The 25,285-nt window shown below is 67.1% G+C and carries 21 protein-coding genes and 2 pseudogenes; 17 read left to right on the top strand and 6 right to left on the bottom strand.

Translation table 11 applies throughout. The features are described 5' to 3' along the window. Positions 1-16 precede the first annotated feature (16 nt). From HW532_RS02305 to tgt, 9 genes and pseudogenes are all read left to right on the top strand, one after another. A complete protein-coding gene (locus HW532_RS02305; protein WP_213162876.1) occupies positions 17-496 on the top strand; it encodes an Lrp/AsnC family transcriptional regulator in 480 nt (159 codons plus the stop codon). Between the two features lie 192 nt (positions 497-688). Then, the gene (locus HW532_RS02300; RefSeq protein ID WP_213162875.1) at positions 689-1,540 is read left to right on the top strand and encodes a transporter substrate-binding domain-containing protein; all 852 of its coding nucleotides are present in this window, start codon (positions 689-691) and stop codon (positions 1,538-1,540) included. A gap of 85 nt (positions 1,541-1,625) precedes the next feature. Then, the gene (locus HW532_RS02295; RefSeq protein ID WP_213162874.1) at positions 1,626-2,384 is read left to right on the top strand and encodes an amino acid ABC transporter permease; all 759 of its coding nucleotides are present in this window, start codon (positions 1,626-1,628) and stop codon (positions 2,382-2,384) included. Between the two features lies 1 nt (position 2,385). Then, complete coding sequence (locus tag HW532_RS02290) at positions 2,386-3,285, top strand: amino acid ABC transporter permease (RefSeq protein ID WP_213162873.1); 900 nt, start codon at positions 2,386-2,388, stop codon at positions 3,283-3,285. Between the two features lie 16 nt (positions 3,286-3,301). Continuing rightward, entirely contained in the window at positions 3,302-4,054 is a 753-nt protein-coding gene (locus tag HW532_RS02285) for an amino acid ABC transporter ATP-binding protein (protein WP_281397146.1), read from the top strand. A 127-nt stretch (positions 4,055-4,181) separates the two neighbouring features. Then, entirely contained in the window at positions 4,182-4,679 is a 498-nt protein-coding gene (coaD, locus tag HW532_RS02280; RefSeq protein ID WP_213162872.1) for a pantetheine-phosphate adenylyltransferase, read from the top strand. A 135-nt stretch (positions 4,680-4,814) separates the two neighbouring features. Next, positions 4,815-5,273 carry a peptidylprolyl isomerase gene (locus tag HW532_RS02275; protein ID WP_213162871.1) on the top strand — a complete coding sequence of 153 codons (459 nt, stop codon included), beginning with the start codon at positions 4,815-4,817 and terminating at the stop codon, positions 5,271-5,273. Between the two features lie 33 nt (positions 5,274-5,306). Then, a pseudogene (gene queA / locus HW532_RS02270) lies at positions 5,307-6,415 on the top strand (tRNA preQ1(34) S-adenosylmethionine ribosyltransferase-isomerase QueA). Then, positions 6,412-7,551: a tRNA guanosine(34) transglycosylase Tgt gene (gene tgt / locus HW532_RS02265; RefSeq protein WP_213162870.1), complete on the top strand. Its 1,140-nt coding sequence runs from the start codon at positions 6,412-6,414 to the stop codon at positions 7,549-7,551. The pseudogene queA and the gene tgt overlap by 4 nt, the downstream one beginning before the upstream one ends. An 87-nt stretch (positions 7,552-7,638) precedes the next feature. Here the strand turns inward: tgt and HW532_RS02260 are convergent, their stop codons facing one another. Next, on the bottom strand, positions 7,639-8,868 hold the full coding sequence (locus HW532_RS02260; protein ID WP_213162869.1) for an EAL domain-containing response regulator: 1,230 nt from the start codon (positions 8,866-8,868) through the stop codon (positions 7,639-7,641). A 430-nt stretch (positions 8,869-9,298) separates the two neighbouring features. On the opposite strand from HW532_RS02260, the gene HW532_RS02255 reads away from it, so the two are divergent. Further along, positions 9,299-10,603, top strand: a complete 1,305-nt coding sequence (locus HW532_RS02255; RefSeq protein WP_213162868.1) for an NAD(P)/FAD-dependent oxidoreductase — start codon at positions 9,299-9,301, stop codon at positions 10,601-10,603. Positions 10,604-10,715: 112 nt separating this feature from the next. Here the strand turns inward: HW532_RS02255 and HW532_RS21990 are convergent, their stop codons facing one another. Together HW532_RS21990 and HW532_RS02250 are read right to left on the bottom strand one after the other, a co-directional pair. Then, positions 10,716-10,919 (bottom strand): EamA family transporter, encoded by a 204-nt coding sequence (locus HW532_RS21990; protein ID WP_246479898.1) that lies wholly within the window; start codon positions 10,917-10,919, stop codon positions 10,716-10,718. Continuing rightward, positions 10,835-11,680: a DMT family transporter gene (locus HW532_RS02250; RefSeq protein ID WP_213162867.1), complete on the bottom strand. Its 846-nt coding sequence runs from the start codon at positions 11,678-11,680 to the stop codon at positions 10,835-10,837. Before HW532_RS02250 ends, HW532_RS21990 begins: the two co-directional genes overlap by 85 nt. Before the next feature lie 78 nt (positions 11,681-11,758). On the opposite strand from HW532_RS02250, the gene HW532_RS02245 reads away from it, so the two are divergent. Together HW532_RS02245 and HW532_RS02240 are read left to right on the top strand one after the other, a co-directional pair. Further along, complete coding sequence (locus tag HW532_RS02245; RefSeq protein ID WP_213162866.1) at positions 11,759-12,613, top strand: isocitrate lyase/PEP mutase family protein; 855 nt, start codon at positions 11,759-11,761, stop codon at positions 12,611-12,613. Positions 12,614-12,619: 6 nt separating this feature from the next. Next, complete coding sequence (locus tag HW532_RS02240) at positions 12,620-13,348, top strand: class I SAM-dependent methyltransferase (protein WP_213162865.1); 729 nt, start codon at positions 12,620-12,622, stop codon at positions 13,346-13,348. 55 nt (positions 13,349-13,403) lie between these two features. Here HW532_RS02240 and recG read toward each other — a convergent pair whose 3' ends face one another. Together recG and HW532_RS02230 are read right to left on the bottom strand one after the other, a co-directional pair. Next, positions 13,404-15,512 carry an ATP-dependent DNA helicase RecG gene (gene recG, locus HW532_RS02235; RefSeq protein WP_213162864.1) on the bottom strand — a complete coding sequence of 703 codons (2,109 nt, stop codon included), beginning with the start codon at positions 15,510-15,512 and terminating at the stop codon, positions 13,404-13,406. 5 nt (positions 15,513-15,517) lie between these two features. Next, the gene (locus HW532_RS02230; protein ID WP_213162863.1) at positions 15,518-16,108 is read right to left on the bottom strand and encodes a hypothetical protein; all 591 of its coding nucleotides are present in this window, start codon (positions 16,106-16,108) and stop codon (positions 15,518-15,520) included. 136 nt (positions 16,109-16,244) lie between these two features. Between HW532_RS02230 and HW532_RS02225 the strand changes: the two genes are divergently transcribed. From HW532_RS02225 to HW532_RS02210, 4 genes are read left to right on the top strand one after another with little or no spacing between them, the layout of a single operon-like run. Beyond that, positions 16,245-16,538 carry an FAD assembly factor SdhE gene (locus HW532_RS02225; protein WP_213162862.1) on the top strand — a complete coding sequence of 98 codons (294 nt, stop codon included), beginning with the start codon at positions 16,245-16,247 and terminating at the stop codon, positions 16,536-16,538. 31 nt (positions 16,539-16,569) lie between these two features. Then, positions 16,570-20,109 (top strand): transcription-repair coupling factor, encoded by a 3,540-nt coding sequence (gene mfd / locus HW532_RS02220; protein ID WP_213162861.1) that lies wholly within the window; start codon positions 16,570-16,572, stop codon positions 20,107-20,109. A 35-nt stretch (positions 20,110-20,144) separates the two neighbouring features. Next, complete coding sequence (locus tag HW532_RS02215; RefSeq protein WP_213162860.1) at positions 20,145-20,561, top strand: DUF1489 family protein; 417 nt, start codon at positions 20,145-20,147, stop codon at positions 20,559-20,561. Beyond that, positions 20,561-21,043: a GNAT family N-acetyltransferase gene (locus HW532_RS02210; RefSeq protein ID WP_213162859.1), complete on the top strand. Its 483-nt coding sequence runs from the start codon at positions 20,561-20,563 to the stop codon at positions 21,041-21,043. Before HW532_RS02215 ends, HW532_RS02210 begins: the two co-directional genes overlap by 1 nt. Before the next feature lie 15 nt (positions 21,044-21,058). Here the strand turns inward: HW532_RS02210 and panC are convergent. After that, positions 21,059-21,906, bottom strand: a pseudogene (gene panC / locus HW532_RS02205) (pantoate--beta-alanine ligase). A 196-nt stretch (positions 21,907-22,102) separates the two neighbouring features. On the opposite strand from panC, the gene putA reads away from it, so the two are divergent. Next, the gene (gene putA / locus HW532_RS02200) at positions 22,103-25,276 is read left to right on the top strand and encodes a bifunctional proline dehydrogenase/L-glutamate gamma-semialdehyde dehydrogenase PutA (protein ID WP_213162858.1); all 3,174 of its coding nucleotides are present in this window, start codon (positions 22,103-22,105) and stop codon (positions 25,274-25,276) included. Positions 25,277-25,285: the final 9 nt, after the last annotated feature.

Below are 25,285 nucleotides of genomic sequence, written 5' to 3'. Positions count from 1 at the left end.
ATTTTTAGGCATCATTATGAAAGAATCGATCAAGGACGATGGGCTCGACCGGATCGATCTCAGGATCCTGAGGCTGCTGCAGGCGGATGGGCGACTCGGCAATGCGGAGATCGCCAAGCGGGTGAATATGAGCCCGGCGACCTGCCACCGCCGAATCCAGCGGCTTTTTGCGGAGGGCTATATCGATGCGGTGCGCGCTCAGATCGCGCCGGAGCGGGTGGAGCGCGGCGCGCTCGTTTTCGTCGGCGTGGTGCTCGACCGCTCCACGCCGGAGAGCTTCGCGGCCTTCGAGGAGGCGATCAGGGCTGTGCCCGTCGTGCTCGACTGTCATGTGGTGGCCGGCGATTTCGACTATTTCCTGAAGATTCGCGTGCGCGACATGGCCGATTTCAACCGGCTTCACGGCGACACGCTGATCGCGCTGCCGGGCGTACGCCAGACCCGGACCTTCTTCGTCATGAAGGAGGTCGTCGACAACGCGCCCCTGACCTTCTGATCTGTGGGGCAGAGGCTCGAGCGGGTGAAGCTATATTGACAATCGAAGCTATTTCGCATCGCATGGAGGCCGCATTCAGCCTGGCAGGATGCGAGGGGATCACGGGACGTTCGCTGGAAGGCTTCAGACCGCCGTCAGGCGGCAAGCCGGCTGCGTCCGGACTTGAGGCTAAACTCGAGGGGAAAGCGTCAAATGATGAAGACTGCACTGAAAACGGGGATTGCCGCCATAGCGATTCTGGCGACCGCCGCCAGCGCGGCCATGGCCGAGAAATGCACCAACGAGACCTGGAAGAAGGTCATGGAGAGGGGCACGCTGGTGGTCGGCGTAAAGGCGGACTACAAGCCCTGGGGCTTCCGCGACCCGTCGGGCGAGATCATTGGCATGGAAGCCGACATGGCCAAGGACGTGGCCGACACGATGGGCGTGGACCTCGAGCTCGTGCCGGTGGAGTCCTCCAACCGCATGCAGTTCCTCGAGCAGGGCAAGATCGACCTGATGATCGCGACCATGTCGGACCGTCCCGACCGCCGCAAGATCGTCGGCATCGTGCTGCCGAACTACTATACCTCGGGTACCAACATCATGGCGCCCAAGGCATTGAACATCGAAAGCTGGGAGGATCTGCGCGGCAAGCCGGTCTGCGGCAAGCAGGGCGCGTTCTACAACAAGATCGTCGCGGAGCGCTATGGCGCGGAGATCGTTGCCTTCCAGGGCAATTCGGAGGCCAAACAGGCCCTGCGCGACAAGAAGTGCATTGCCTGGGTCTATGACGATTCCTCCATCATGTCGGACCTCTCCTCCGGCGAGTATCCCGACTACGAGATGCCGCTCCAGTCCGAGGACGAGAACCCGTGGGGCCTGGCGGTTCCGATGGCGGAGAAGGATTGCGTCTTCGGCCGCTTCATGTCCGGCATGGAATACAACTGGCTGGCCTCCGGCCGCCTGATCGAGCTGGAGAAGAAGTGGGGCATCCAGCCGACCCGGTTCCTGAAAGAGCAGAAGGAACGGTTCAAGGACTGGCTTGCCGGCAAGGACGGCTGAGGCCGGGTCCTCGACTTCAGGTGTCGGCCGGGAGTCCCGATGAGGGGCTCCCGGCTTGCGGCTTTCCGGGGACAGACGAGGGCCGATGCTGGACGCATTCCAGAATTACTTCCGCGAGCTGGCGGAAACGCATCCGAAATGGAACTTCATCTTCTTCTATGACCCGGTGCAGGCCGAGCGGGTGCTGTCCGGGCTGTGGATGACGATCCAGCTCTCGGTGGTCTGCGTGATCCTGTCGGTGGTGATCGGTGTGCTCGGCGCCTGGGCGCAGGGCTCGCCGTTCAGGCCACTGCGCCTTGCCGTGCAGGGCTACATCCAGTTCTTCCGCAACACGCCACCACTCGTCCAGCTCCTGTTCTTCTATTTCGCGCTCGGCCAGTTCACGCCGACCTATTCGCCCGATGGCTGGCTGGAGGTGCCGATCATCTCCAATGTCGGCTGGGCGATCCTGTCGCTGTCCTTCTTCGCGGGCGCATTCAATGTGGAGATCTTCCGGGCGGGCATCGACGCCGTGCCGGATGCGACGAAGGAGGTGTCGGAGGCGCTTGGCATGAACCGGGGGCAGACCTACCGCTATGTGGTCCTGCCGCTGGCCTTCCGCGTCTCGTTGCCGGCGCTCAACAACAATCTCGTCAATCTGGTGAAGACGACGACGCAGGCCATGGTCATCGCCGTGCCGGAGCTGCTCTACCAGCTCGTCAACATCTACAACGACTACTCGACCGCGCAGAATGCCAGCATGGTGCTCATGTTCGTGGTCTATGTCGTGCTGGTGGGCATCCTCGTCATGGGCATGCACAAATGGGAGCATGCCATGCGCATCCCCGGTTACGGGAGGCACTGAGATGGCGCGCGCAAGACCCATTCCGGGCGTCGATGCCCCGGCCGCGACGGATCTGCCCGTGCTGAAGCCCGTGCGCTTCGATCCGCCGGGCGATGCGGCGGGTCTGTCCTTCTCGCGCTTCGTTGCGGGGCTTCCCTGGTGGAGCCTGCCGGCCTTGATGGCCGCCATCGTGCTGTGGCCGGTTGCCGCCCATGCGCAGTCCGTCTACACGATGGGGGATGCAACCGCCGCGCTCCTGCGCTGGATGCCGTATCTGCTGGTCGACGGCTTCCTCTTCAACATCCTGATCTCGGTCTTCACAATGCTTGCCGGCACGGCGGCCGGCGCGCTGCTCGGGCTGATGCAGGTCTCCCCGGCATCCATGATCCGCAAGCCCGCCTGGCTCGTCACCCAGGCGCTGCGCAATTCGCCATGGCTCGTCCTGCTCTTCATCGTGATGCTGGCCTTCCCCTTCGAGATCTCCATCGGCTCTCTCACGATCCCCGTGCCGGACTGGATGAAGGCCGTCTTCGGGCTGTCCATGCCGATTGCGGGCAATATTTCCGAGGTCGTCCGCGGCGCCATCCAGTCGGTGCCGTCCGGCCAGTGGGAGGCGTCGGAGTCGCTGGCCTTCACGCGGCGCCAGACCATGTGGCGCATCATCCTGCCGCAATGCTTCAGGCGCATGATCCCGCCCTGGATGAACTGGTATGCGATCCTCACCATGGCGACACCGCTCGTCTCCATCCTCGGCGTGGAGGAGATCGTGACCCTGTCGCGCCAGGCCATGGCGGCAGAGAACAGCCGGCCGGAGCTTCTGGTGCCGTTCTACGGCTTCTGTCTCGTCGTCTTCTTCATCTACTGTTATCCGATCGCGCGCTGGACCATGGCGCTGGAGCGGCGGATGGCGGTCAAGCTGTGAACAGGGGAATGCCGCCATGGCGCAGCAATGGACACCCGACCAGCCCATCGTCTCGCTCAAGGACGTCTACAAGTCCTTCGGCGACCTGGAGGTTCTGAAGGGCGTTTCCTTCGACGTCATGAAGGGCGAGGTCATCTGCATCATCGGCCCGTCGGGCTCGGGGAAGTCGACGCTCATCCGCTGCATCAACGCGCTGAACGACATCCAGTCGGGCTCCATCACGGTGGAGGGCCAGGAGGTGCATGTGCCCGATCTCGACAAGCTCGCGCTGCGCAAGAAGGTCGGGATGGTGTTCCAGCAATACAATCTCTTCCCCCACAAGACGGCGCTCCAGAATGTCATGATGGCGCCGCTCGTGGTGCTGAAGCAGCCGAAGGACGAGGTGGAGGCGCGGGCCCGTGCGCTGCTCAAGAAGGTGCGGCTGGAGGGCAAGGAGGACAGCTATCCCGGCGAGCTCTCCGGCGGCCAGCAGCAGCGCGTGGCCATCGCGCGGTCGCTGGCCATGAACCCTGACGTTATGCTGTTCGACGAGGTGACCGCGGCTCTCGATCCGGAGACGGTGAAGGAGGTGCTCGTCACCATCAAGGAGCTCGCCGCGGAAGGCATGACCTGCATTCTGGTGACCCACGAGATGGGCTTTGCCCGCGAGGTGGCCGACCATGTCTATTTCACCGACCGCGGCGTTATCGTCGAGCACGGGCCGCCCAGCAGCTTCTTTACCGAGGCGACGGACCCGCGCACCAGGGAGTTCCTGAGCCAGATCCTGTAGCCGGGCCGGATTTGCTTACCGTCCAGGCGCGCGGGAGGCGCCATTTCCCTTCGCGCCAAAATGCTTTAGTAGGGGCGGGGCGACAAAGCCGATCCGGCATCCCGGTCGGGCCTTGGCAGGAGAAGACATGCGGACGGGCTTTTATCCGGGCAGTTTCGATCCGGTGACGAACGGTCATATCGACGTGATCGCGCGGGCGGCGAGGCTCGTCGACCGGCTCGTGCTCGGCGTCGGCGTGCATCACGGCAAGACGGCGCTTCTGCCGGCGTCCGACCGCGTGGCACTCCTGGAGGAGGTGTGCGTCCCGCTCGGCCAGACGGCGGGGTGCGACATCGAGGTGGCGACTTTCGACACGCTCGCCGTGGAGGCGGCGCGCAGCCAGGGTGCGCATGTCATGGTGCGCGGCCTGCGCGATGCCTCCGATTTCGACTACGAGGTCCAGATGGCGCAGATGAACGCGGCCATGGCCGGCGACGTGGAGACGATTTTCCTTGCCGCGAGCCCTGATACGCGCATGATCGCCTCGTCTCTCGTCAAGCAGATCGCGCGCATGGGCGGGGACATTTCGCCCTTCGTGCCCGATATCGTTCGCCGTCGGATCGATGCCGCGCTCGATCGCGCGTAGCGACCGACACCAACACAGCCAAGAGATTCGAATGATGGGAAAGCTCGTGAGCCTTTTGTCAGGACTGCTTCTTCTCGCCATGGTGCCGGCCGTCGGCGCCGCGCCCCCAAGCTCGACCCGGAGAACACGCTCTATATGGATCTGAAGGACGGACGCGTCGTCATCCGGCTGCGCCCGGATCTCGCGCCCAAGCATGTGGAGCGCATCAAGACACTCACCCGCGAGGGCTTCTATGACGGGCTGAAGTTCCACCGCGTGATCGACGGCTTCATGGCGCAGACCGGCGATCCGACCGGCACCGGCGGCGGCGGTTCGGACTATCCCGACCTGCCGGCGGAATTCTCCAGCGAGCCGTTCACGCGCGGCACTGTCGGCATGGCCCGCACGCCCGATCCGAACAGCGCCAACAGCCAGTTCTTCATCTGCTTCGACGATGCGGAATTCCTGAATGGCCAGTACACCGTGTTCGGCGAGGTCGTGGACGGCATGGACTATGTCGACCAGATCAAGAAGGGGGCGGGCCAGAGCGGTTCGGTCAGCGATCCCGACACCATCGTGAAGATGCAGGTCGCCGCCGACGCCAAGGGCGAGTGAGGCCATAGTCCCTTCCGGGGGCGATATGCCGCCATGCGAGTCGACGCCTTCGATTTCGAGCTGCCGAACGAGTGCATCGCGCTGAGGCCCGTGAGCCCGCGCGATGCCGCTCGCCTGCTCGTCGTCGGGGGCGGGGACGAGCCCGAGCGGCTGGAGGATCGCCATGTGCGCGACCTGCCGGCGCTCCTGGAGCCGGGCGACGTTCTCGTCTTCAACGACACGCGGGTGATCCCGGCGCGCCTGTCCGGCCGCCGGATCGGGCGCGGCGAGACCGAGCCCGCCATCGAGGTCACGCTCCACCAGCGGGTCGACGAGGCCCGCTGGCGGGCCTTCGCAAAGCCCGGCCGCAAGCTTCGGCCCGGCGACCGCATCCGCTTCGGCGAGGATGGCAAGGTGTGTTTCGCCGGCATGCTGGACGCGACGGTGGCGGAGAAGGGGGAGGGCGGCGAGATTGCCCTGTCCTTCGACTTCCATGGCGCGGTTCTCGACGAGGCCGTGGCCGAGCTCGGCGTCATGCCCCTGCCGCCCTATATCGCCGCCAGGCGCGCGGTGGACGAGCGCGACCTCGCCGACTATCAGACCGTCTATGCCCGGCGCGAGGGCGCGGTGGCGGCTCCGACCGCCGGGCTCCATTTCACCGACGCGCTGTTCGCGCGGCTTGAGGAGAGGGGCGTGCGCCGGGCCTTCGTCACCCTCCATGTGGGGGCCGGCACCTTCCTGCCGGTCAAGGCGGAGGATACGCGCGACCACGCCATGCATGCCGAGACCGGCGAGGTGAGCGCGGAGACGGCGGCACTGCTCAACGAGGCGCGCTGCGCCGGCGGCCGGATCGTTGCGGTGGGTACGACCTCGCTGAGACTCCTGGAATCGGCTGCGGGCGAAGACGGCACGATCTCGCCGTTTTCCGGCCAAACCGACATCTTCATCACGCCGGGCTACCGTTCCGCGCCATCGATCTCCTCATGACCAATTTCCACCTGCCGCGCTCGACGCTGTTCATGCTGGTCTCCGCCTTCTCCGGCCTTGAGCTCATGAAGCGGGCCTATGCCCATGCGATCGCAGGCGGCTATCGCTTCTATTCCTATGGCGACGCCTGCCTGCTCCACCGGCAAGGCGACGCGCGCGCCCAGACCGACAAATGACCGTTTCGAAACCGTTCTCCTTTTCCGTTCTCCAGACCGACGGCCGCGCGCGCCACGGATTGGTCCGCACGGCCCGCGGCGATATCCGCACACCGGCCTTCATGCCGGTCGGCACGGCGGCCACCGTCAAGGCGCTCTATGCGGATCAGGTCCGCGAGGCGGGGGCCGATATCATTCTCGGCAACACCTACCACCTGATGCTGAGGCCGGGCGCGGAGCGCGTGGCAGCCCTTGGCGGGCTCCACGAGTTCATGCGCTGGCCGCGGCCGATCCTCACCGATTCGGGCGGCTTCCAGGTCATGTCGCTGGCCAAGCTGCGCAAGCTCTCCGAGGAGGGCGTCGCCTTCCAGTCGCATATCGACGGCTCGCGCCACATGCTGACGCCGGAGCGCTCCATCGCGGTGCAGGGCCTGCTCGGCTCCGACATCCAGATGGTCTTCGACGAATGCACGCCGTGGCCTTGCGAGGAGGATGCGGCGGAGGTCTCCATGGACCTGTCGCTGCGCTGGGCGGAGCGGTCGAAGGCGGCCTTCGCTGCCCAGGCGGGGCTCGGCCGTGCGCTCTTCGGCATCGTGCAGGGCAGCGTCTATCCGCGGTTGCGCGAGGTGTCCGCGAGGGGCCTCGTCGATATGGGCTTCGAGGGCTATGCGGTCGGCGGGCTCGCTGTCGGGGAGGGCCAGGAGCGGATGCTCGCCACGCTCGACGCGACGGTGCCGATGCTTCCGCAAGACCGGCCGCGATACCTGATGGGCGTGGGCACTCCGGAGGACATCGTGCTGTCGGTCCTGCGCGGCATCGACATGTTCGATTGCGTGATGCCGACGCGCTCGGGCCGGCACGGGCAGGCCTTCACGCGCTTCGGCCGGATCAATCTGCGCAATGCCCGCCATGCGGAGGATCCGCGTCCGCTCGATCCCGAAAGCGCCTGTCCCGCGGCCAGCCAGTATTCGCGCGCCTATCTGCACCATCTCTTCCGCTGCGGCGAGTATCTGGGGCCGATGCTGCTGAGCTGGGCGAATGTCTGGTACTATCAGGACCTCATGGCCGGCTTGCGCGCGGCCATTGCGGAGGGCCGGCTGGAGGCGCATTGCGCGGCGCTGCGCGAGGCCTGGGCGCGGGGCGACCGGGTCGACTGACACACCTCGACAAAGAAAAAAGAGCCGCGGATTGTCGAGGGAGGGCGCGACGATCCACGGCTCTTCAGGAGTCCCCGGTGCGGGAATTCATGCAATGTGCTGGACTGCGCCCTCCGGAACGTTGGAGGCGACGAGCCGCAGCGACATGGCCTTCTCGCGCCAGCGCGTCAGGAAGGCGTCGAGTGTGCCGGATGCGAGAGGGACGGTGATGAAGAAGCCCTGGGCCTGGTCGCAGCCGAGTTCGCGCAGGCAATCCAGCGCGCCGGGCGTCTCGACACCCTCGGCGCAGGTCTTCAATCCGAGATTCTGGGCGAGATCGATGATGGAGCGCACGATGATGCGCGCCTCGCGGTCGCTGTCGAGATGCGCCACGAAGGACTTGTCGACCTTCAGCTCGCTGAGCGGCATGCGGTAGAGCTCGACGAGCGAGGAATAGCCGGTGCCGAAATCGTCCAGCGACAGGCCGAAGCCCTTCAGCCTGAGGCGCGTGAGCACGTCCAGCGCATGCGGGTCGTCGCCGAGCGCGCTGGTTTCCGTGATCTCCAGGATGATGCGGTCGAGCGGAACGTTGGCCTCGCGCGCGAAGCTCTCGAAGCGGTCGGGCATGTCCAGATCGCGCAGCGTGGTCGCCGACAGGTTGATCGCCATGGTGAGCGTGTCGTCGAGCCGGTGCCAGGACTTGAGCTCGCCGAGCGCGCTTGTGAAGACGTGATCCGTCAGGCGGTCCATGTATCCGCCCCGCTCGACCGCCGGGAGAAAGCGCTCGGGCGTGAGCAGGCCGCGCTCGGGATGGCTCCAGCGCACCAGCGCCTCCGCGCCGCGCACGGGAAGGCCGGCAGCAGCCGAGAGGTCGATCTTGGGTTGATAGCGGACCCGGAGTTCCCCGGCCTCAAGCGCTCGTTCGATCTCGCGAGGGGTTATGGGGCCGGCCGTCCTGACCGTGCTTTCGAACAACCTTGTGACTCCCTCGCTGTTGAGCGGCTTGCAGAGCGTGCCGAAGACAGGGAGGCGGCGGCTCCTGGCGAGGGACATCGCAGACGTCAGGATGCGGCCGTCGAGATGACTGGTCATGATGATCGGCGCGGGCGAGGGCTGCTCCGACAGCCAGCGCAGGAGCTCTATCCCGTCCATGTCGGGCAGCTCCAGGTTCAGGCAGACCATGGTCGGCCTGAAACTGCGATAGGCGCCGGCGAAGTCGGCGCCCCGGCCGATCGGCAGAACGTCGTAGCCGAACCCCTCGCCGGTATCGGCAAGGACCGAGCGTGCAGCATCGTCGTGGTCGACGATCAGCAGTCTGGACTGGTCGGTCTCGCTCATGACGGTCGTGGGGGCCTTTCAGCGCCAAATCGGTTGCGGCGTGCACAAGTGCACTGTGAACCGGTAATCCCATTGAAAGGTAGTGTATAGGCGCGTCTTGGGACAGGTGAGCGGCCGAAGGCGGGAAAAGCCGAAAATTGTCAATATTTACAATTGTTTGGACGGCGTGATGCGTAATTGCATCGGCCCGCTGCGTTTTTGCAAAATGATGGTTTGGGCAATATGAGGTCGATTTTTGCGGGTCAGGGCGACATAGTATGCCGCTCTTGCGGCGCGTCTCCGCCGCACCATCCCGACCATTGCGGCGGCCCCGTTCGGGTCTAGCTTCCCTTGCGAACCCGACGCACCCTGCGCGTCCCGGCCTTCGCCCGGCTGACCCTCAGGGAGCGCACTATGTATCCAAAACGGTTCGCAATCAAGAGGACAGGCAATGGCAGACAGTTACGATGCGGTCATTATCGGTGCCGGTGTGATCGGCGCTGCGGTGGGGTTGGAGCTTGCGCGCAAGGGCTGGCGGACGCTGAATGTCGACGCCCTGCCGGCGGCGGGATACGGCTCGACGTCGGGGTCCTGCGCGATCATACGCACCCACTATTCGACTGTGGACGGCGCCGCCATTGCCTATGAGGGGTTCTTCTACTGGAAGGACTGGGCGAACTATCTGGGCGCGGACGACGAGCGCGGTCTGGCGGAGTTCCGCGCGACCGGCTGCATGGTCATGAAGACCGAGGCGAACGGCCATCTGGCGAAGATCAAGGCCAATATGGACAAGCTCGCCATCCCCTACGAGGAATGGGACACGGCGACCGTCAAGGAGAAGCTGCCCTTCCTCGACCTGCGCTCCTATGCGCCGGCCTGTCGCCCGGAGGACGAGCGCTTCGGCACGCCGACGGGACCGGAGCTCGACGGCGCGGTCTTCTTCCCGGCTGCGGGTTACATCACCGACCCTCAGCTTTCGGCCCACAATCTCCAGAGGGCGACGGAGGCGGCCGGCGGCGCCTTCCGGTTCAATGCGCGCGTCGCGGAGATTCTCAAGGACGGCTCGGGCGCGATCTCCGGCGTCGTGCTGGAAAACGGCGAGCGGATCGCGACGCCGGTCGTCGTCAATGTGGCGGGCCCGCATTCCTACAAGGTGAACGAGATGGCGGGCGCGACCGGCGACATGAACATCTCCACGCGCGCCCTCAAGCAGGAGGTCGTTCATGTGCCCATGCCGGCGGAGGGCTGGGACGAGACGGGCTTCGTCACCTCCGACAGCGACATCTCCTGCTATACGCGGCCAGAGAAGGGCAATTTCCTGCTCGTCGGCTCGGAGGATCCCGAGTGCGATACGCGCGAATGGGTCGATCCGGACGACTACGACACGAATTTCTCCGAGCAATGGCGCGTCCAGGCCATGCGCGCCGCGCAGCGTTTCTCCGATCTCGGCATTCCGAGCACCATGCGCGGCGTGGTCGATCTCTACGACGTGGCCGACGACTGGATTCCGATCTACGACAAGTCGTGCGTGCCGGGCTACTACATGGCCATCGGCACCAGCGGGAACCAGTTCAAGAACGCGCCCGTGGCCGGCGCCATGATGGCGGACCTGATCGAACGCTGCCAGGCGGGCCACGACCACGACGCAGATCCGCTGCAGTTCGCGCTGAAGCATACCGGCCGCACGATCGATGTCGGCTTCTACTCCCGCCGCCGCGAGATCAACGAGGAAAGCAGCTTCTCCGTCCTCGGATAGCGGGGGATGGAGATTGGAGCAAGCTGCGTCCGGTTGGACGCAGATGAGTTGCTCCAACACTTTGGAATCGATCAGCGGGCGTTCAATCGAGTCCGGTTTAACGCCCGCTGATCTAGCGGCCACGCCGTGCGAGCGCGAAGCCCGCAAGGACGAGCGCGAGCGCGGCGACCACGCTCGGCGAAAGCGGCTCGCCGAGAACGGCGGCGCCGAGCAGCACGCCCACGACCGGCATCACATAGCTTGCCAGTGCGGCGAAGCTCTGCCCGACGGAGAGCACGATGTGGAAGCGCAGAAGGTTGCTCGCGCCGGTGCACAGGAGCCCGAGATAGACCAGCGCCAGCCAGCCGGTGGGGCTGATCGCCTGCCACGACACGCCCCGCGAAAGGCGACGACGGGGATCAGGACGGCGATGGCGACGGACATGTTGATCGCCGTCATGGAAACCGCGCCCGCCGAGCGCACATGGCGGATCATGGCCGATGCGACGATGTAGGAGGCGACCGCCGCGAGCACGGCGAGCCGCGCGAGCATGCTGTCGCCGTCCGCCGCGGCGGGGTCCGCGCTGCCGTCGATGACGAGCAGCAGCGCGCCGAAGCCCGCGGCCATGCCCGCCAGCTTCGGCAGCGACAGCCGGTCGTCATGGGTGGTGAAATGCGCCACCACCAGCGTCATGAGCGGCCCGGCTCCCATGATCAGGGCCGTGGTGGACGCGGGGATGTGCTGCTGCGCCCAGGAGATCAGCAGGAAGGGCGATACCGTGTTGAAGAGGCTCATCGCGATGATGAGCGCCCAGTCCGTACGGTTGTCGGGTAGCGGCAGGCGCCTGATCCAGATCACGAGCGCGACGGGCAGGAACGCGGTCACCGCGCGGATCAGCGCGAGCTGGTCGGGTTCCGTCTCCTCCACCGCGATCTTGATGGCCAGGAAGGCCGATCCCCACAGCGTTCCCAGAAGGATGACCTTGCCGACATCGAACAGACCGGGCTGGCGGATGCCGCGCGGCGGAGCACGAAAGCGGGACTGCGTCGGTGCGATGGACATGGAAATGTTCGGGACGAACGGGATGTGACGCGTCATGATATACCCGCCAGAGATCAGGGCAAGACATGTCGGGCGGCAAACCGGCAGACAGCGCCAGGCGCGGGGAGGGCGGCCATGAGCCAGCAGGACAAGGCGGATCGGTTCAGGATGATGCACGAGCGCGACGGCGTGTTCGTGCTGCCCAATGCGTGGGACGCGGCGAGCGCTCGCATCCTGGAGGAGGTCGGCTATCCGGCCGTCGGCACGACGAGCGCGGGCATTGCCTTCTCGCTCGGCTATCCCGATGGCGAACAGGTGCCGCCGAGCGAGATGGTCGCCGTCATCGGCAGGATCGCGCGGACCGTGCGGATCCCTGTGACGGCGGATATCGAGCGCGGCTATGGCGACAGTCCCGAGGCGGTGGCGCTCATGGCCGAGGCGGTGCTCGATGCCGGGGCCATCGGCGTCAATATCGAGGATGCGTCCGACGCCGGCGGGGGAGCGCTCATCGAGACCGCGGCAATGTGCGAGAAGATCGCCGCCGCCCGCGCAGCCGGAGAGGGCCGGGGCGTCCATCTGGTCATCAATGCGCGAACCGACGGGTTCTACGACCGCACGAGAGGGTCGGGCGACATCTTCGACGACGCGGTCGCACGCACCAACGCCTATCTCTCCGCCGGTGCCGACTGCGCCTTCGTGCCTGCAGTGACCGACCGGGAGACCATCGCGCGGCTGGTCACGGCCATAGACGGGCCCCTCAATGTGGTGGTGCCCGGGCCGGGCATGCCGGGGCTCAGGGCGCTGGAGGCGGCGGGCGTGCGGCGCGTGTCGCTCGGCGGCTGCCTCATGCGTTCCATGGCGGGCCTCCTGCGCTTCTCCGCACGGCAGGTGCTGAACGAGGGCTCCTTCGAGTTCGCCGACGTCGCCATCCCGCACGACGAGATGGATGCGCTGTTCGCGCGCGAGGGGGACATAAGCCGGACGGTGTGAAGCGCGATGAATGCGAAGTATGACATCATCGGAAACAGTTATGCGGAGCTTCGCAAGCCGGACCGGCGGATAGCCGGGATGATCGAGAGCGCACTCGGGCCAGCGCAAACCGTTTTGAATGTTGGCGCAGGCACCGGCTCCTACGAGCCGACCGATCGCTCCCTGATCGCCGTCGAGCCTTCGCGCGAGATGATCGGAAAGCGCAGTCCGGCGGCGGCCGAGGCCATTCAGACCAGCGCCGATGACCTGCCATTCGATGACAAGAGTTTCGACGCCTCCATGGCGATCCTGACCATTCATCATTGGCCCGACAAGGAGGCCGGCTTGCGCGAGATGCGCCGCGTGACACGCGGTCGGATCGTCCTGCTCACGTTCGATCCGTCGCATCGGCCGTGGCTGACGGACTATCTTCCCGAACTGGCGGCATTGGACGAGGCGCAGATGCCGACGATGCCCGACTACGAACGATGGTTGGGCTCAGTGGAGATCGCACCGGTTCCGGTGCCGCACGATTGCAGCGACGGATTCCTCTATGCCTACTGGCGCCGGCCAGCAGCCTATCTCGATCCGTATATCCGATCCGGCAGCTCGTCCTTTTGGGCCATCGGCAACGTTGAAGCAGGGTTGCAAGATCTGAAGCGGGATCTCGAAACCGGAGAGTGGGAACGCCGTTACGCCGAATTGCTCGCCCTTGACGAATATGATGCAGGATACCGGCTCGTCGTGGCGGACTGATCCGCAAGCGACCGCTTTCCGCTCATCGCGGGCATTCAGACTGATACACGATGTCCTACCCCGCCTTCAGGGTCCGCACGGCCTCGTCGCGCTCGAAGAGGTAGAGCAGGGTGCGCAGGGCCTCGCCGCGGGCGTTGGAGAGCTCCGGGTCGCGCGAGAGAATGAGCCCGGCATCGTCGCGGGCCGCGGCGAGGAGATCGCCGTGGAGCTCCAGGCTCGCCACCTTGAAGGTGGGCATGCCGCTCTGGCGGGTGCCGAGAAGTTCGCCCGCCCCGCGCAGGCGCAGATCCTCCTCCGCGATCACGAAACCGTCCTCGGTGTCGCGCATGATCTTCAGCCGCGCCGCGGCCGTCTCGCCGAGCGGTCCCTGATAGAGCAGCACGCAGCTCGAGCGCTCCGTGCCCCGGCCGACGCGGCCGCGAAGCTGGTGGAGCTGGGAGAGCCCGAAACGCTCGGCATTCTCGATCACCATGATCGTGGCCTCGGGCACGTTGACCCCGACCTCGATGACGGTCGTGGCGACCAGTATGGCGATGTCGCCGCTCTGGAAGCGGGCCATCACCTCGTCCTTCTCCGGCCCCTTCATGCGGCCATGGACGAGCCCGACGCGGCCGGGAAAGAGCTCCGACAGGGCCGCGTAGCGCGCCTCCACGGCCATGAGCTCGCTCTTGTCGCTTTCCTCCACCAGCGGGCAGACCCAATAGGCGCGCGCGCCGCCGTCTATGGCGCGCCTCAACCCCTCCATGACGGCGCCGACGCGCTCGAAGGGCAGGGCGCGGGTCTCCACCGGCTGGCGCCCGGCGGGTTTCTCGGTCAGCCGGGAGACATCCATGTCGCCATAGAGCGTGAGGCTCAGCGTGCGCGGAATGGGGGTGGCCGTCATCACCAGCATGTCGGCGCCGGCAGCCGCCTTGTTCTGGAGCGCGAGGCGCTGATGGACGCCGAAACGGTGCTGCTCGTCGATCACCACGAGCCCCAGATCGGCGAAGGCGACGTCGTCCTGGAACAGGGCATGGGTGCCGATGGCGATCTGCGTCTCGCCGCTGGCGAGCCTGTCGAGGACGCCCGCGCGCGCCTTGCCGCCCTCGCGGCCGGTGAGCACCTCCACCGTCATGCCGGCGGCCTCGCAGATCGGGCGCAGCGTGTCGAGATGCTGGCGGGCGAGGATCTCGGTCGGCGCCATGAAGGCGCCCTGCGTGCCGGCCTCCACCGCGGCGGCAAGGGCGATCAGTGCGACGGCCGTCTTGCCCGAGCCGACATCGCCCTGGAGCAGGCGGAGCATGCGCTCGCCCGCCGCCATGTCGCGCAGGATGTCGGCGATCGCCCCCTCCTGCGCGCCGGTCAGGCTGTAGGGCAGGGCGGCGGCGACCTTCGCGCGCAGATGGCCGTCGCCGGAAACGGAGCGTCCCGCCGCCTTCTTCAGGCGCCGGCGCACGAGGGCCAGAGCGAGCTGATTGGCGAGGAGCTCGTCATAGGCAAGGCGCGCCCGGGCCGGGGCGGAGGGCAGGAGATCCGCCTCGCCGCCGGGCTCGTGGACGGCAGCGAGCGCGGCGTTGAAGCCGGGCCACCCCTGGCGCTCCAGCCAGTGCGCGTCCTGCCATTCCGTCAGCTCCGGAACGACCTCCAGCGCTCCGTGGATCGCCTTGCGCAGGACCTTCGGGGACAGGCCGGCGGTCATGGGGTAGACGGGCTCGACGAGCGGCAGCTCCGCGAACTCGTCGGGCGCGACCACATAGTCGGGATGGACGATCTGCGGCGTGCCGGAGAACCAGTCGACGTCCCCGCTCACATAGCGCTTCTCGCCCACGGGCAGGATGCGCAGGAGATAGTCCACATGGGGGTGGAAAAAGACGAGGGTGAGAACGCCCGTCTCGTCGGTGCATTCCACCCGGTAGGGTGCGCGGCGCGACGGCGGCGGCACATGGCGGGCGACCGTGACCTCCACGGTGACGACCCCCTCCTCGGGAAGCGCGGAGATGGCCGGACGCCGGCTGCGGTCGATGACGCCCGACGGCAGGTGCCAGAGGAGGTCGACCACGCGCGCGCCGTCTGCGCCATGGCCGTTGGTCCTCACGAGCTTGGCCAGCGTGCGTTCGAGCTTGCCGCCCACGCCGCGAAGCGACGATGCGGAGGCGAAGAGCGGGTTGAGGAGGCCGGGGCGCATGGGGCTCAGGCCGGAAGGACAGGTGCGGGCAGGCCCTGCCACCAGGGGTCCGCATCGAGGCGCCGCCTCAGCGGCGTCTTGATCTCGCCGGGAGCCAGGTCGATATAGCGTTTGGCTTCCGCGAGGCTCGCGCCAGAGATCGTTTTCAGATAGTCGTGGCCGGCCTCGAGCGAGAAGGGCTGTCCGGTCCGTTCGGCGAAATTGCCGTCGAGATCGGCCCAGACGGCTCCGTCCAGTCGCTGGCGCTCCACCCAGGCGGCGACCGTGTTGAGGATGCGCGGAACCCTCGCGCGGTGGCCGCCGGTGCGGGCGTCGACGAAGCCGATGCGCTCGGCCGGGGCGCGTTCGCGCGCGGCGAGGTCCGAGATCGCCTCCTCGATGTCGCGGCGCGCGCTCGCAATGTAGCTGGAGGGCATCGGCGCGCCGTGTTCGGGATCGAGCACGAGCACCAGAGAATCGAGGCGCTTGGGCGAGATTCGGCTGAACTCCACGGGCAGGTCCGGCCCGGCCGCGCGCCGCCAGCCGCCGCTCGTATGGGGCGCAAGGCTCTCCAGATCCCAGATCAGGGAGCCGTAGCCTATGATCGCAATCTGCATCGAGCCTGCCTCGTATCGGTTGAACTGAACCGGCGACAACGCCTATGAAGCACATGCAAGGACATGCCACGCGGGCCGGCGCGCCACACGGGCGAGAGGCATCAATAACCCATTCGGAACGGATCGGGCGAGACCCATGAGCACGAAAGAGACCATCGAGACGCGCAAGCGCCGGATTGCCTGGCGCGCGGCCCATCGCGGCATGAAGGAGATGGATCTTCTGCTCGGCGGGTTCGTTCGCGAGCGGATCGGCGACATGGACGCGGCAGCGCTCGACGAGCTGGAAGCGCTGGTCGCACTTCCCGACGGCACGCTCTACAACTGGATCGCCGGGCGCGAGGCCGTGCCGGCGGAATACGACACGCCGCTTCTCGCCGCCCTCATGGCGGTTCGCTACCGGCCCGGAGACTATGCCCGGCGCCAGGGTTAGCCGGCGCCATACGACAGAAGAACCAGGACGAATGACCCCGAAGGATACGACAGCGCTTGCCGGACTGTTCGCCGCGGCTGGCGAAACCACCGTCTCAGGCGTGCCGGAAGGCTATGACGCACTCGTTCTCGCCGATCTGGCAAGGCTTGCCCATGGCCGCGCCGGCGCGGACGGGCGCGAGAGCGGCCGGCCGGTGCTCCATCTCGCGCGCGACGACCAGCGCATGAGCGCGATTGTCGAGGCGCTGCGGTTCTTCGCGCCCGACGTGACGGTGGAGACCTTCCCCGCCTGGGACTGCCTGCCCTATGACCGTGTCTCGCCGCGCCCGGAGATCGCGGCGGAACGCGTGGCCACGCTGTCGCGGCTGGCCGAAGGCGCCCCCTCCGGCCCGACCGTCGTGGTCGCCACCGTGAACGCCGCCGTCCAGCGCGTGCCGGAGGCCGACACCATAGGGCGCGCCTCTCTGTCGACGGCGCCCGGCAATCTGGTCGATCCCGAACGCATCCAGAGTTTCCTCGCCGAGAACGGCTTCAGCCGGACCGGCACGGTGCTGGAGCCTGGCGAATATGCGGTGCGCGGCGGCATCGTCGACATCTATCCGCCGGGGTTTGCCGAGCCGGTGCGGCTCGATTTCTTCGGCGACACGCTCGAATCGGTCAGGAGCTTCGATCCGCAATCCCAGCGCACGACCGGCCAGCTCAAGCGGTTCGACCTGCATCCGGCGAGCGAGGTCCTGCTCAACGACGAGACCGTCGCGCGCTTTCGCACCGCCTATACCTCGACCTTCGGCGGGGTGACCGGCAATGACGAGCTCTACGAGGCGGTGAGTGCGGGGCGCCGCTATCAGGGCATGGAGCACTGGCTGCCGCTGTTCCACGAGACGCTCTCCACGCTCTTCGACTATGCCGACTGGGCGCTCGTCAGCCTCGACCATCTCGCCGGCGATGCCATGACCGCGCGCCGCGAGCAGGTGAGCGACTATTACGAGGCCCGCCGGCAGGCGCAGGATCAGGACAGCTTCGGCGCGGCGCTCTACAAGCCCCTGCCGCCGGAGCGTCTCTATATCGAGGCCGACGAATGGGCGGAGCGGCTCCGCCGTCTTCCCACTGCGGATTTCACGCCCTTCGACGTGCCGGAGACGGCGGGCCGCCGCATCGTGCCGCTCGGCGGGCGCCAGGGCCGCAACTTCGCGCCGGAGCGTGCCCAGAAGGAGCGCAACGTCTTCGAGGCGCTGAAGCGGCACATGGAGGCGCTGAGGAGCGACGGCAAGCGCGTGGTGGTGGCCTGCTGGAGCGATGGCGCGCGCGAGCGGCTCGTCAATATCCTCCACGATCACGACATCTCGCCGGTGGTGGAGGCGGTAGGCTGGCCGGAGGCGGCCTCGCGCGACCGCCAGATCGTCAATGTGGTGACGCTCGGCCTGGAAACGGGCTTCGAGACGCCGGAGCTTGCCGTGATCGGCGAGCAGGACATTCTCGGCGACCGGCTCATCCGGCGCGCGCGCAAGACGCGCCGCGCGAGCGACTTCATCCAGGAGCTGTCGAGCCTTTCTCCCGGCGACCTCGTGGTCCATGTCGATCACGGCATCGGCCAGTTCGAGGGATTGCGCACCATCGAGGTGCAGGGCGCGCCGCACGACTGCCTCTACATCACCTATGCGGGCAATGATCGGCTGTTCCTGCCGGTGGAGAATATCGAGCTCCTGTCGCGCTACGGCTCCGACGAGGCGGGCGCCCAGCTCGACAAGCTCGGCGGGCAGGGCTGGCAGGCGCGCAAGGCCCGCCTCAAGGAACGCATCAAGGAGATGGCGGATCAGCTCATCAAGACGGCTGCCGCCCGCGCCATGAAGTCCGGCGATGTCATGACCCCGCCGGACGGACTCTATGAGGAGTTCTGCGCGCGCTTTCCCTATGAGGAGACGGAGGACCAGCACGACGCCATCCAGGCCGTCATCGAGGATCTCCAGAGCGGCCGGCCCATGGACCGGCTCGTGTGCGGCGATGTCGGCTTCGGCAAGACGGAGGTGGCGTTGCGCGCCGCCTTCATCGCGGCGATGAGTGGCCGGCAGGTCGCCGTCGTGGTGCCGACCACGCTGCTCGCCCGCCAGCACTACGCGACCTTCGCGGAGCGCTTCCGCGGCCTGCCGATGCGCATCGAACAGATCTCCCGCCTCGTCTCGCGCAAGGACATCAACGAGGTGAAGAAGGGGCTGGCCTCCGGCGATGTCGATATCGTCATCGGTACGCACGCCCTTCTCGGTACCAAGAACGAATTCCGCGATCTGGGGCTCCTGATCGTGGACGAGGAGCAGCATTTCGGCGTCAAGCACAAGGAGCGGCTGAAGGAGCTGCGCGCCAATGTGCATGTGCTGACGCTGACCGCCACGCCGATCCCGCGCACCCTCCAGCTCGCCCTGACGGGCGTGCGCGACCTGTCGCTCATCACCACCGCGCCGCTCGACCGGCTGGCGGTGCGCACTTTCGTCACCCCCTTCGATCCCGTCACCGTGCGCGAGACGCTTCTGCGCGAGCACTATCGCGGCGGCCAGAGTTTCTACGTGTGCCCGCGCATCTCCGATCTGGGGCGGATCTCGGAATTCCTCGCCGAGCAGGTGCCGGAGGTGAAGGTCGCCGTGGCGCATGGCCAGATGGCGTCGGGCGAGCTGGAAGACGTCATGTCGGCCTTCTACGACCGGCAATATGACGTGCTGCTGTCCACGACCATCGTGGAATCGGGCCTCGACATCCCCACCGCCAACACGCTGATCGTGCATCGCTCCGACATGTTCGGCCTCGCCCAGCTCTACCAGATCCGCGGCCGCATCGGCCGGTCGAAACAGCGTGCCTATGCGCTTCTCACCGTGCCCGCCGAACGGGTGCTGACGCCGGGGGCGGAACGGCGGCTGAAGGTCCTGCAATCGCTCGATTCGCTGGGCGCGGGCTTCTCGCTCGCCAGCCACGATCTCGATATACGCGGCGCCGGTAACCTGCTCGGCGACGAGCAGTCGGGCCATATCAAGGAGGTCGGCTACGAGCTCTACCAGCAGATGCTGGAGGAGGCCGTGGCGAGCCTGCGCGCCGGCGAGGAGGAGGCGGACACCGAGCGCTGGTCGCCGCAGATCAATATCGGCACGGCCGTGCTCATCCCGGAACATTATGTGGAGGATCTGGAGCTTCGCCTGGGGCTCTACCGCCGGCTCGCCGATCTGGGGTCCGATCAGGAGATCCAGGGCTTCGCGGCGGAGCTGCGCGACCGCTTCGGCCCGCTGCCGGAGGAGGTGGAGCAGCTTCTCCAGGTCGTCTCGATCAAGCTCCTGTGCCGCGCGGCCAATATCGCCACGGTCGATGCCGGGCCGAAGGGCGTTGTGGTCGGCTTCCGCAATGGCGACTTCGCCAATCCGGCGGGGCTGGTCGGCTATCTGAACGAGCAGGGCGCGCTCGCCAAGCTGCGTCCCGACCACAAGCTCGTGCTCAAGCGTGGCTGGGAGACGGAGGAGGAGCGCATGAAAGGCGTGCGCTCGATCCTGAAAAAGCTGGTGAAGATCGCCGGAGAGGCCGCTGTCGCTGCTTGAGCGGATCGCTGCGGCGGCGCTAGAGTCCTTACGCCATGACCGTTCACCTCATCAAGCTGTGCGTGGGCGTCGACTCCATCGACGATCTCGCGCGCTATCAGGAGCGCCGGCTGAAGCGCGGCGAGGAGCTGTTCCACACGACGCGCATGGTGCCGAAGCGTGCCGACGAGGTCGTGGCGGGCGGCTCGCTCTACTGGGTGATCAGGGGGCAGATCCAGCTACGCCAGCGCGTGGTGGAGATCAGGCCGTTCACGGATGCCGAGGGGATCGGCCGCTGCCGGCTCGTCTTCGATCCCGAGCTCGTGCCCGTCCGCCCGACGCCGCGGCGGGCCTTCCAGGGGTGGCGCTATCTCAAGCCCGAGGACGCCCCGGCGGACCTGCCGAAGGGCGGCGACATGGACGGCTTGCCGAGCGAGATGCGCGCCGAGCTGATGGAACTCGGGCTGATCTGATGTCGGTGGCCATCCGTTCCTACAGGCCGGCGGATGCTGCCGCGCTCGCCGATCTCTATGCCCGCTCCGTCAGGGGGCTGGGGGCCGGCTTCTATTCGCCCGAGCAGGTGGAGGCGTGGGCCCGGACCGCCGATGCGGGACGGCTGCACGAGCGCCTGTCGGACGGCCGAACGGCCCTCGTCGCGGCCGATGGCGGGGATTGTCCGCTGGCCTTCGCCGACCTGGAGGCGGACGGTCATATCGATCTCTTCTATTGCGCGCCGGAGGCCGCCGGCCAAGGCATCGCCTCCAGCCTCTTCGATCGCCTCGAGGCCATCGCGCGCGAGGCCGGCATGGCGCGTCTTCATGTCGAGGCGAGCGAGGCCGCGTGCGGCTTCTTCGAGCGCAAGGGGTTCTGTGTGACCGCGCGGCGCGATCTGGCCATCGCCGGTGTCGCGATCCACAATTACGCGATGGAGAAGGCCCTTTCGGGCGCCTCGTGACGAGGCCCGAAGGGCTCAGACCGCCACATTGTCGATGAGCCGCGTCTTGCCGAGGAAGGCGGCGCCCAGGACCCGCAGGGGACGGTCCGGTTTGGCGCCGACGGGCTGGAGGGTCTCCGCGTCGCGCACCTCGAGATAATCGACCTCGAACCCGCCCCGGGCGAGGACCCGCATGCCGGTCTCGCAGGCCGCTCCGATGGCCACGCCCTCGCGGATCATGTCGGCGACGGAGGAGAGTGTCGCATGGAAATGGGGGCGATGGCGCGCTCCTCCTCGCCCAGATAGGCATTGCGGGAGGACAGGGCGAGGCCGTCGCCGTCGCGCTCCGTGGTCCCGGCGAGGATCGTGCAGGGGATGTCGAGGTCGCGCGCCAGACGCCGGATCACGAGAAGCTGCTGGTAGTCCTTCTCGCCGAACACCGCGCAGTCGCATTGCGCCTGGATCAGGAGCTTGGAGACGACGGTCGCCACGCCGGCGAAGAAATGGGGGCGGGCGCGGTCCTCAAGTCCAGCCTCGGCCGGGCCGGCGACGGTGATGCTGGTGGCGAAGCCGGCCGGATAGATTTCCGAGACGTCCGGCGCATAGAGCAGATGGGCGCCGCGCGCCGCGAGCTTCGCACGGTCGCCGTCCTCGTCGCGGGGATAGGTGTCGAGATCCTCGTTGGCCGCGAATTGCGTGGGGTTCACGAACAGCGAGACGACCGCGCGGTCGGCATGGCTGCGTGCAATGTCGATCAGCGAGAGATGGCCCTCGTGGAGCGCGCCCATGGTCGGCACGAGGCCCACGCGAAGCCCTTCGCCATGCCATCGGGAAACCTGTTCGCGAAGTTGGGCGACCGTGCGCGCAACGGCAAGCTCCGCCATGACCGGGTACCCCTTTGCTGGACCGCCTCCGAGATGGGTCTTGTTTGAGCAGGCCGCATGTGATTTGTCCATAGCCGTTAGGGGTGCGGCGCCCTGGCCGATTGGCCTTGGGGCCCTGCGCGCTGATATAATCGAGAACAAGACGATGGGACCGGCGCGACGGACCGGCCGCCGGTGTTCGAGGAGAACGGAGATCATGGCGCAGCCTGCCGAGACACTGAACCTTCCTGTTCCTGCATTGCCGCCGCGCGACGCCATCGCGCAACGCCTCATGGCGGACGAGGAAGCGGTGGTGCGCGAGCTCATCGACAGGGCGCGGCTGGACCATGCCTCCAAGCAGGAGGTCGAGGCGCTCGCCCGCCGTCTCGTGCATGCGGTCCGGGCCGGCCGCCGCGAAACCGGCGGGATCGACGCCTTCATGCAGGAATATTCGCTCTCCAGCGAGGAGGGCGTGGTGCTGATGTGCCTGGCCGAAGCGCTCCTGCGCGTGCCCGACGCCGCGACCGCCGACAAGCTGATCGCCGACAAGATCGGCGGCGGCCAGTGGGAGGAGCATTTCGGCCACTCCGAGTCGCTGTTCGTCAACGCCTCCACCTGGGGGCTGATGCTCACCGGGCGGGTCATCAAGCTCGGCGACGAGCCGAAGCGCGACCTGTTCGGCTATTTCAACCGGCTCGTCGCGCGCTCCGGCGAACCCTTCATCCGCCAGGCGCTGCGCCATGCCATGAAGATCATGGGCCGGCAGTTCGTGCTCGGCCGTTCCATCGAGGAGGCGCTTGACATCGCGCGCGAGAGCGAGGCTGTCGGCTACCGCTTCTCCTACGACATGCTGGGCGAGGCCGCGATGACGGACGAGGACGCCCGGGCCTATCTCGACTCCTACATGCACGCGCTCAAGACGACGGCCGACAAGGCGGGGCCCATGAAGCCCGGCGAGACGGTCTTCGAGCGTCCGAACATCTCCGTCAAGCTCTCCGCGCTCCATCCCCGCTACGAGCCGAAGAAGATCGACCGCATGGAGACGGAGCTCTATCAGCGCGTCCTCGCAGTGTGCGAGATGGCGCGCGGGCGCGATCTCGGCATCACCATCGATGCCGAGGAGGTCTTCCGGCTCGATCTCTCGCTCGACCTGTTCGGCCGGCTCGCGCAGGAACCGGCCCTTGCCGGCTGGGACGGGCTGGGCCTTGCCGTCCAGGCCTATGGCAAGCGCGCCTATCCGGTGCTCGAATGGCTGGCCGAGCTCGCCCAGGTCACGCATCGCCGTCTGCCGGTCCGGCTCGTCAAGGGCGCCTATTGGGACAGCGAGATCAAGCTTGCCCAGGAGGGCGGCTTCGACGCCTATCCGGTGTTCACGCGCAAGGTCTCGACAGACATCTCCTATCTCGCCTGCGCGCGCTTCATGCTGAGCCGGCTCGACGTCTTCTATCCGCAATTCGCCACCCACAACGCCCACACGCTGGCCGCCGTCATGGTGATGGCCGGCGACCGGCGCGGCTTCGAGTTCCAGCGTCTGCACGGCATGGGACAGGCGCTCTATGACGAGGTGGTCGGCGGCAACAAGCTCGACATGCCCTGCCGGATCTACGCGCCCGTCGGCACGCATGAGGACCTGCTCGCCTATCTGGTCCGCCGGCTTCTGGAGAATGGCGCGAACACGTCCTTCGTGCACCGGCTGGCCAATGACGAGGCGCCGATCCGCGACATCATCGCCGATCCGGTGGAGGAGGCGGAGCGGCTGAAGGTTCTGCCGCATCCGGGCATTCCGCTGCCAAAGGACATCTTCTCCCCGCGGCGCAATTCCCACGGGCTGCCGCTGTGGGACGACACGACGCGCGGCGCCTTTCTGAAGGATGTGCATGGCGCGCTCGAGCGTGGCGTTTCCGCCGCCGCGATGGTCGCCGGCAAGCCCGTGGCGGGCGAGGCGCGCACCGTCGTGTCGCCGCACGACAATCGTGTCGAGGTCGGCACGGTCGTGGAGGCCGGCGAGGAGGCGGTCGAGCAGGCGCTCGCCAGGGCGCATGCGGCCCGCCACGACTGGGACATGATCGGCGGGGCGGAGCGTGCGGCGATCCTGGAGCGGGCCGCCGACCTTTACGAGACGGAGACGGCGCGGCTTGTCGCCATCATCGTGCGCGAGGCCGGCAAGTCGCTGGAGAACGCGATCGCCGACCTGCGCGAGGCGGTCGACTTCCTGCGCTATTACGCAGCCCGCGCCCGCGCGGAGTTCGCAGGCCCCGTGATCATGCCGGGGCCGACGGGCGAGCGCAACGAGATGCGCCTTCACGGGCGCGGCGTCTTCGTGTGCATCTCGCCCTGGAACTTCCCGCTGGCGATCTTCACCGGGCAGATGTCGGCGGCGCTCGCGGCCGGCAACACGGTCATCGCCAAGCCCGCCGAGCAGACGCCGCTGATCGCGGTGGAGGCGGTGAAGCTGCTCTACAAGGCCGGCGTGCCGGAGGATGTGCTGCATGTTCTGCCGGGCGACGGCGCCACCGTCGGCGGCCGGCTGATCGCCGATCCGCGCTGCGCGGGCGTGGCCTTCACCGGCTCCAACGAGACCGCCGGCATCATCAACAGGACGCTGGCGGAGCGCGAGGGCGCGATCATTCCGTTCATTGCGGAGACGGGCGGCATCAACGCCATGATCGTCGACTCCACCGCGCTGCCGGAGCAGGTGGTGCGCGACCTCGTCTTCTCCGCCTTCGACAGCGCCGGCCAGCGCTGCTCCGCCGCGCGGGTGGCCTTCGTGCAGAAGGATGTCGCCCACCGGGTGCTGCCCATGCTCAAGGGCGCGATGGAGGAGCTCAAGGTCGGCGATCCGCTCGACTATGCCACCGATGTCGGCCCGGTGATCGACCGCGAGGCCTTGAAGATGCTCAATGAGCACAAGTCGCGCATGGCGCGCGAGGGGCGCATATTGGCCGATCTGGAGCTCGGTGCGGATACCCGCTATGGCACCTTCGTGTCGCCGGCGGCCTACGAGATCGAGTCGCTGTCCATGCTGAAGCGCGAGGTCTTCGGTCCCGTGCTCCATGTGGTGCAGTATTCCGCCGACCGGCTGGAGGAGGTGTGCGAGGTGATCAACGCCACGGGCTTCGGCCTGACGCTCGGCCTGCACACCCGCATCGAGCGAACCGTTGAGGAGGTGCGCCGCGTCATGCGGGTCGGCAACATGTATGTGAACCGTAACCAGATCGGCGCGGTGGTCGGTGCCCAGCCCTTCGGCGGCGAGGGGCTGTCCGGCACCGGTCCCAAGGCCGGCGGTCCGCACTATCTCTACCGTTTCGCCACCGAACGCGTGACGAGCGTCGACACGACCGCCTCGGGCGGCAATGCCTCGCTCTTCACCATGGCGGCGCAGGAGGACTGACGGAAAGGC

Origin of the sequence: Kaustia mangrovi (assembly GCF_015482775.1) — a bacterium.
In the GTDB taxonomy this organism is placed as follows: domain Bacteria; phylum Pseudomonadota; class Alphaproteobacteria; order Rhizobiales; family Im1; genus Kaustia; species Kaustia mangrovi.
Note: the sequence above shows the minus strand (reverse complement) of the source record. Positions and strands in the feature narration are given on the sequence as shown.

What these genes read in the sequence shown, in the direction of transcription:
- HW532_RS02305 (WP_213162876.1), top strand. Translation starts at nt 17, where the DNA reads ATGAAAGAATCGATCAAGGACGATGGGCTCGACCGGATCGATCTCAGG.
- HW532_RS02300 (WP_213162875.1), top strand. Translation starts at nt 689, where the DNA reads ATGATGAAGACTGCACTGAAAACGGGGATTGCCGCCATAGCGATTCTG.
- HW532_RS02295 (WP_213162874.1), top strand. Translation starts at nt 1,626, where the DNA reads ATGCTGGACGCATTCCAGAATTACTTCCGCGAGCTGGCGGAAACGCAT.
- HW532_RS02290 (WP_213162873.1), top strand. Translation starts at nt 2,386, where the DNA reads ATGGCGCGCGCAAGACCCATTCCGGGCGTCGATGCCCCGGCCGCGACG.
- HW532_RS02285 (WP_281397146.1), top strand. Translation starts at nt 3,302, where the DNA reads ATGGCGCAGCAATGGACACCCGACCAGCCCATCGTCTCGCTCAAGGAC.
- coaD (WP_213162872.1), top strand. Translation starts at nt 4,182, where the DNA reads ATGCGGACGGGCTTTTATCCGGGCAGTTTCGATCCGGTGACGAACGGT.
- HW532_RS02275 (WP_213162871.1), top strand. Translation starts at nt 4,815, where the DNA reads ATGGATCTGAAGGACGGACGCGTCGTCATCCGGCTGCGCCCGGATCTC.
- tgt (WP_213162870.1), top strand. Translation starts at nt 6,412, where the DNA reads ATGACCGTTTCGAAACCGTTCTCCTTTTCCGTTCTCCAGACCGACGGC.
- HW532_RS02260 (WP_213162869.1), bottom strand. Translation starts at nt 8,868, where the DNA reads ATGAGCGAGACCGACCAGTCCAGACTGCTGATCGTCGACCACGACGAT.
- HW532_RS02255 (WP_213162868.1), top strand. Translation starts at nt 9,299, where the DNA reads ATGGCAGACAGTTACGATGCGGTCATTATCGGTGCCGGTGTGATCGGC.
- HW532_RS02250 (WP_213162867.1), bottom strand. Translation starts at nt 11,680, where the DNA reads ATGACGCGTCACATCCCGTTCGTCCCGAACATTTCCATGTCCATCGCA.
- HW532_RS02245 (WP_213162866.1), top strand. Translation starts at nt 11,759, where the DNA reads ATGAGCCAGCAGGACAAGGCGGATCGGTTCAGGATGATGCACGAGCGC.
- HW532_RS02240 (WP_213162865.1), top strand. Translation starts at nt 12,620, where the DNA reads ATGAATGCGAAGTATGACATCATCGGAAACAGTTATGCGGAGCTTCGC.
- recG (WP_213162864.1), bottom strand. Translation starts at nt 15,512, where the DNA reads ATGCGCCCCGGCCTCCTCAACCCGCTCTTCGCCTCCGCATCGTCGCTT.
- HW532_RS02230 (WP_213162863.1), bottom strand. Translation starts at nt 16,108, where the DNA reads ATGCAGATTGCGATCATAGGCTACGGCTCCCTGATCTGGGATCTGGAG.
- HW532_RS02225 (WP_213162862.1), top strand. Translation starts at nt 16,245, where the DNA reads ATGAGCACGAAAGAGACCATCGAGACGCGCAAGCGCCGGATTGCCTGG.
- mfd (WP_213162861.1), top strand. Translation starts at nt 16,570, where the DNA reads ATGACCCCGAAGGATACGACAGCGCTTGCCGGACTGTTCGCCGCGGCT.
- HW532_RS02215 (WP_213162860.1), top strand. Translation starts at nt 20,145, where the DNA reads ATGACCGTTCACCTCATCAAGCTGTGCGTGGGCGTCGACTCCATCGAC.
- HW532_RS02210 (WP_213162859.1), top strand. Translation starts at nt 20,561, where the DNA reads ATGTCGGTGGCCATCCGTTCCTACAGGCCGGCGGATGCTGCCGCGCTC.
- putA (WP_213162858.1), top strand. Translation starts at nt 22,103, where the DNA reads ATGGCGCAGCCTGCCGAGACACTGAACCTTCCTGTTCCTGCATTGCCG.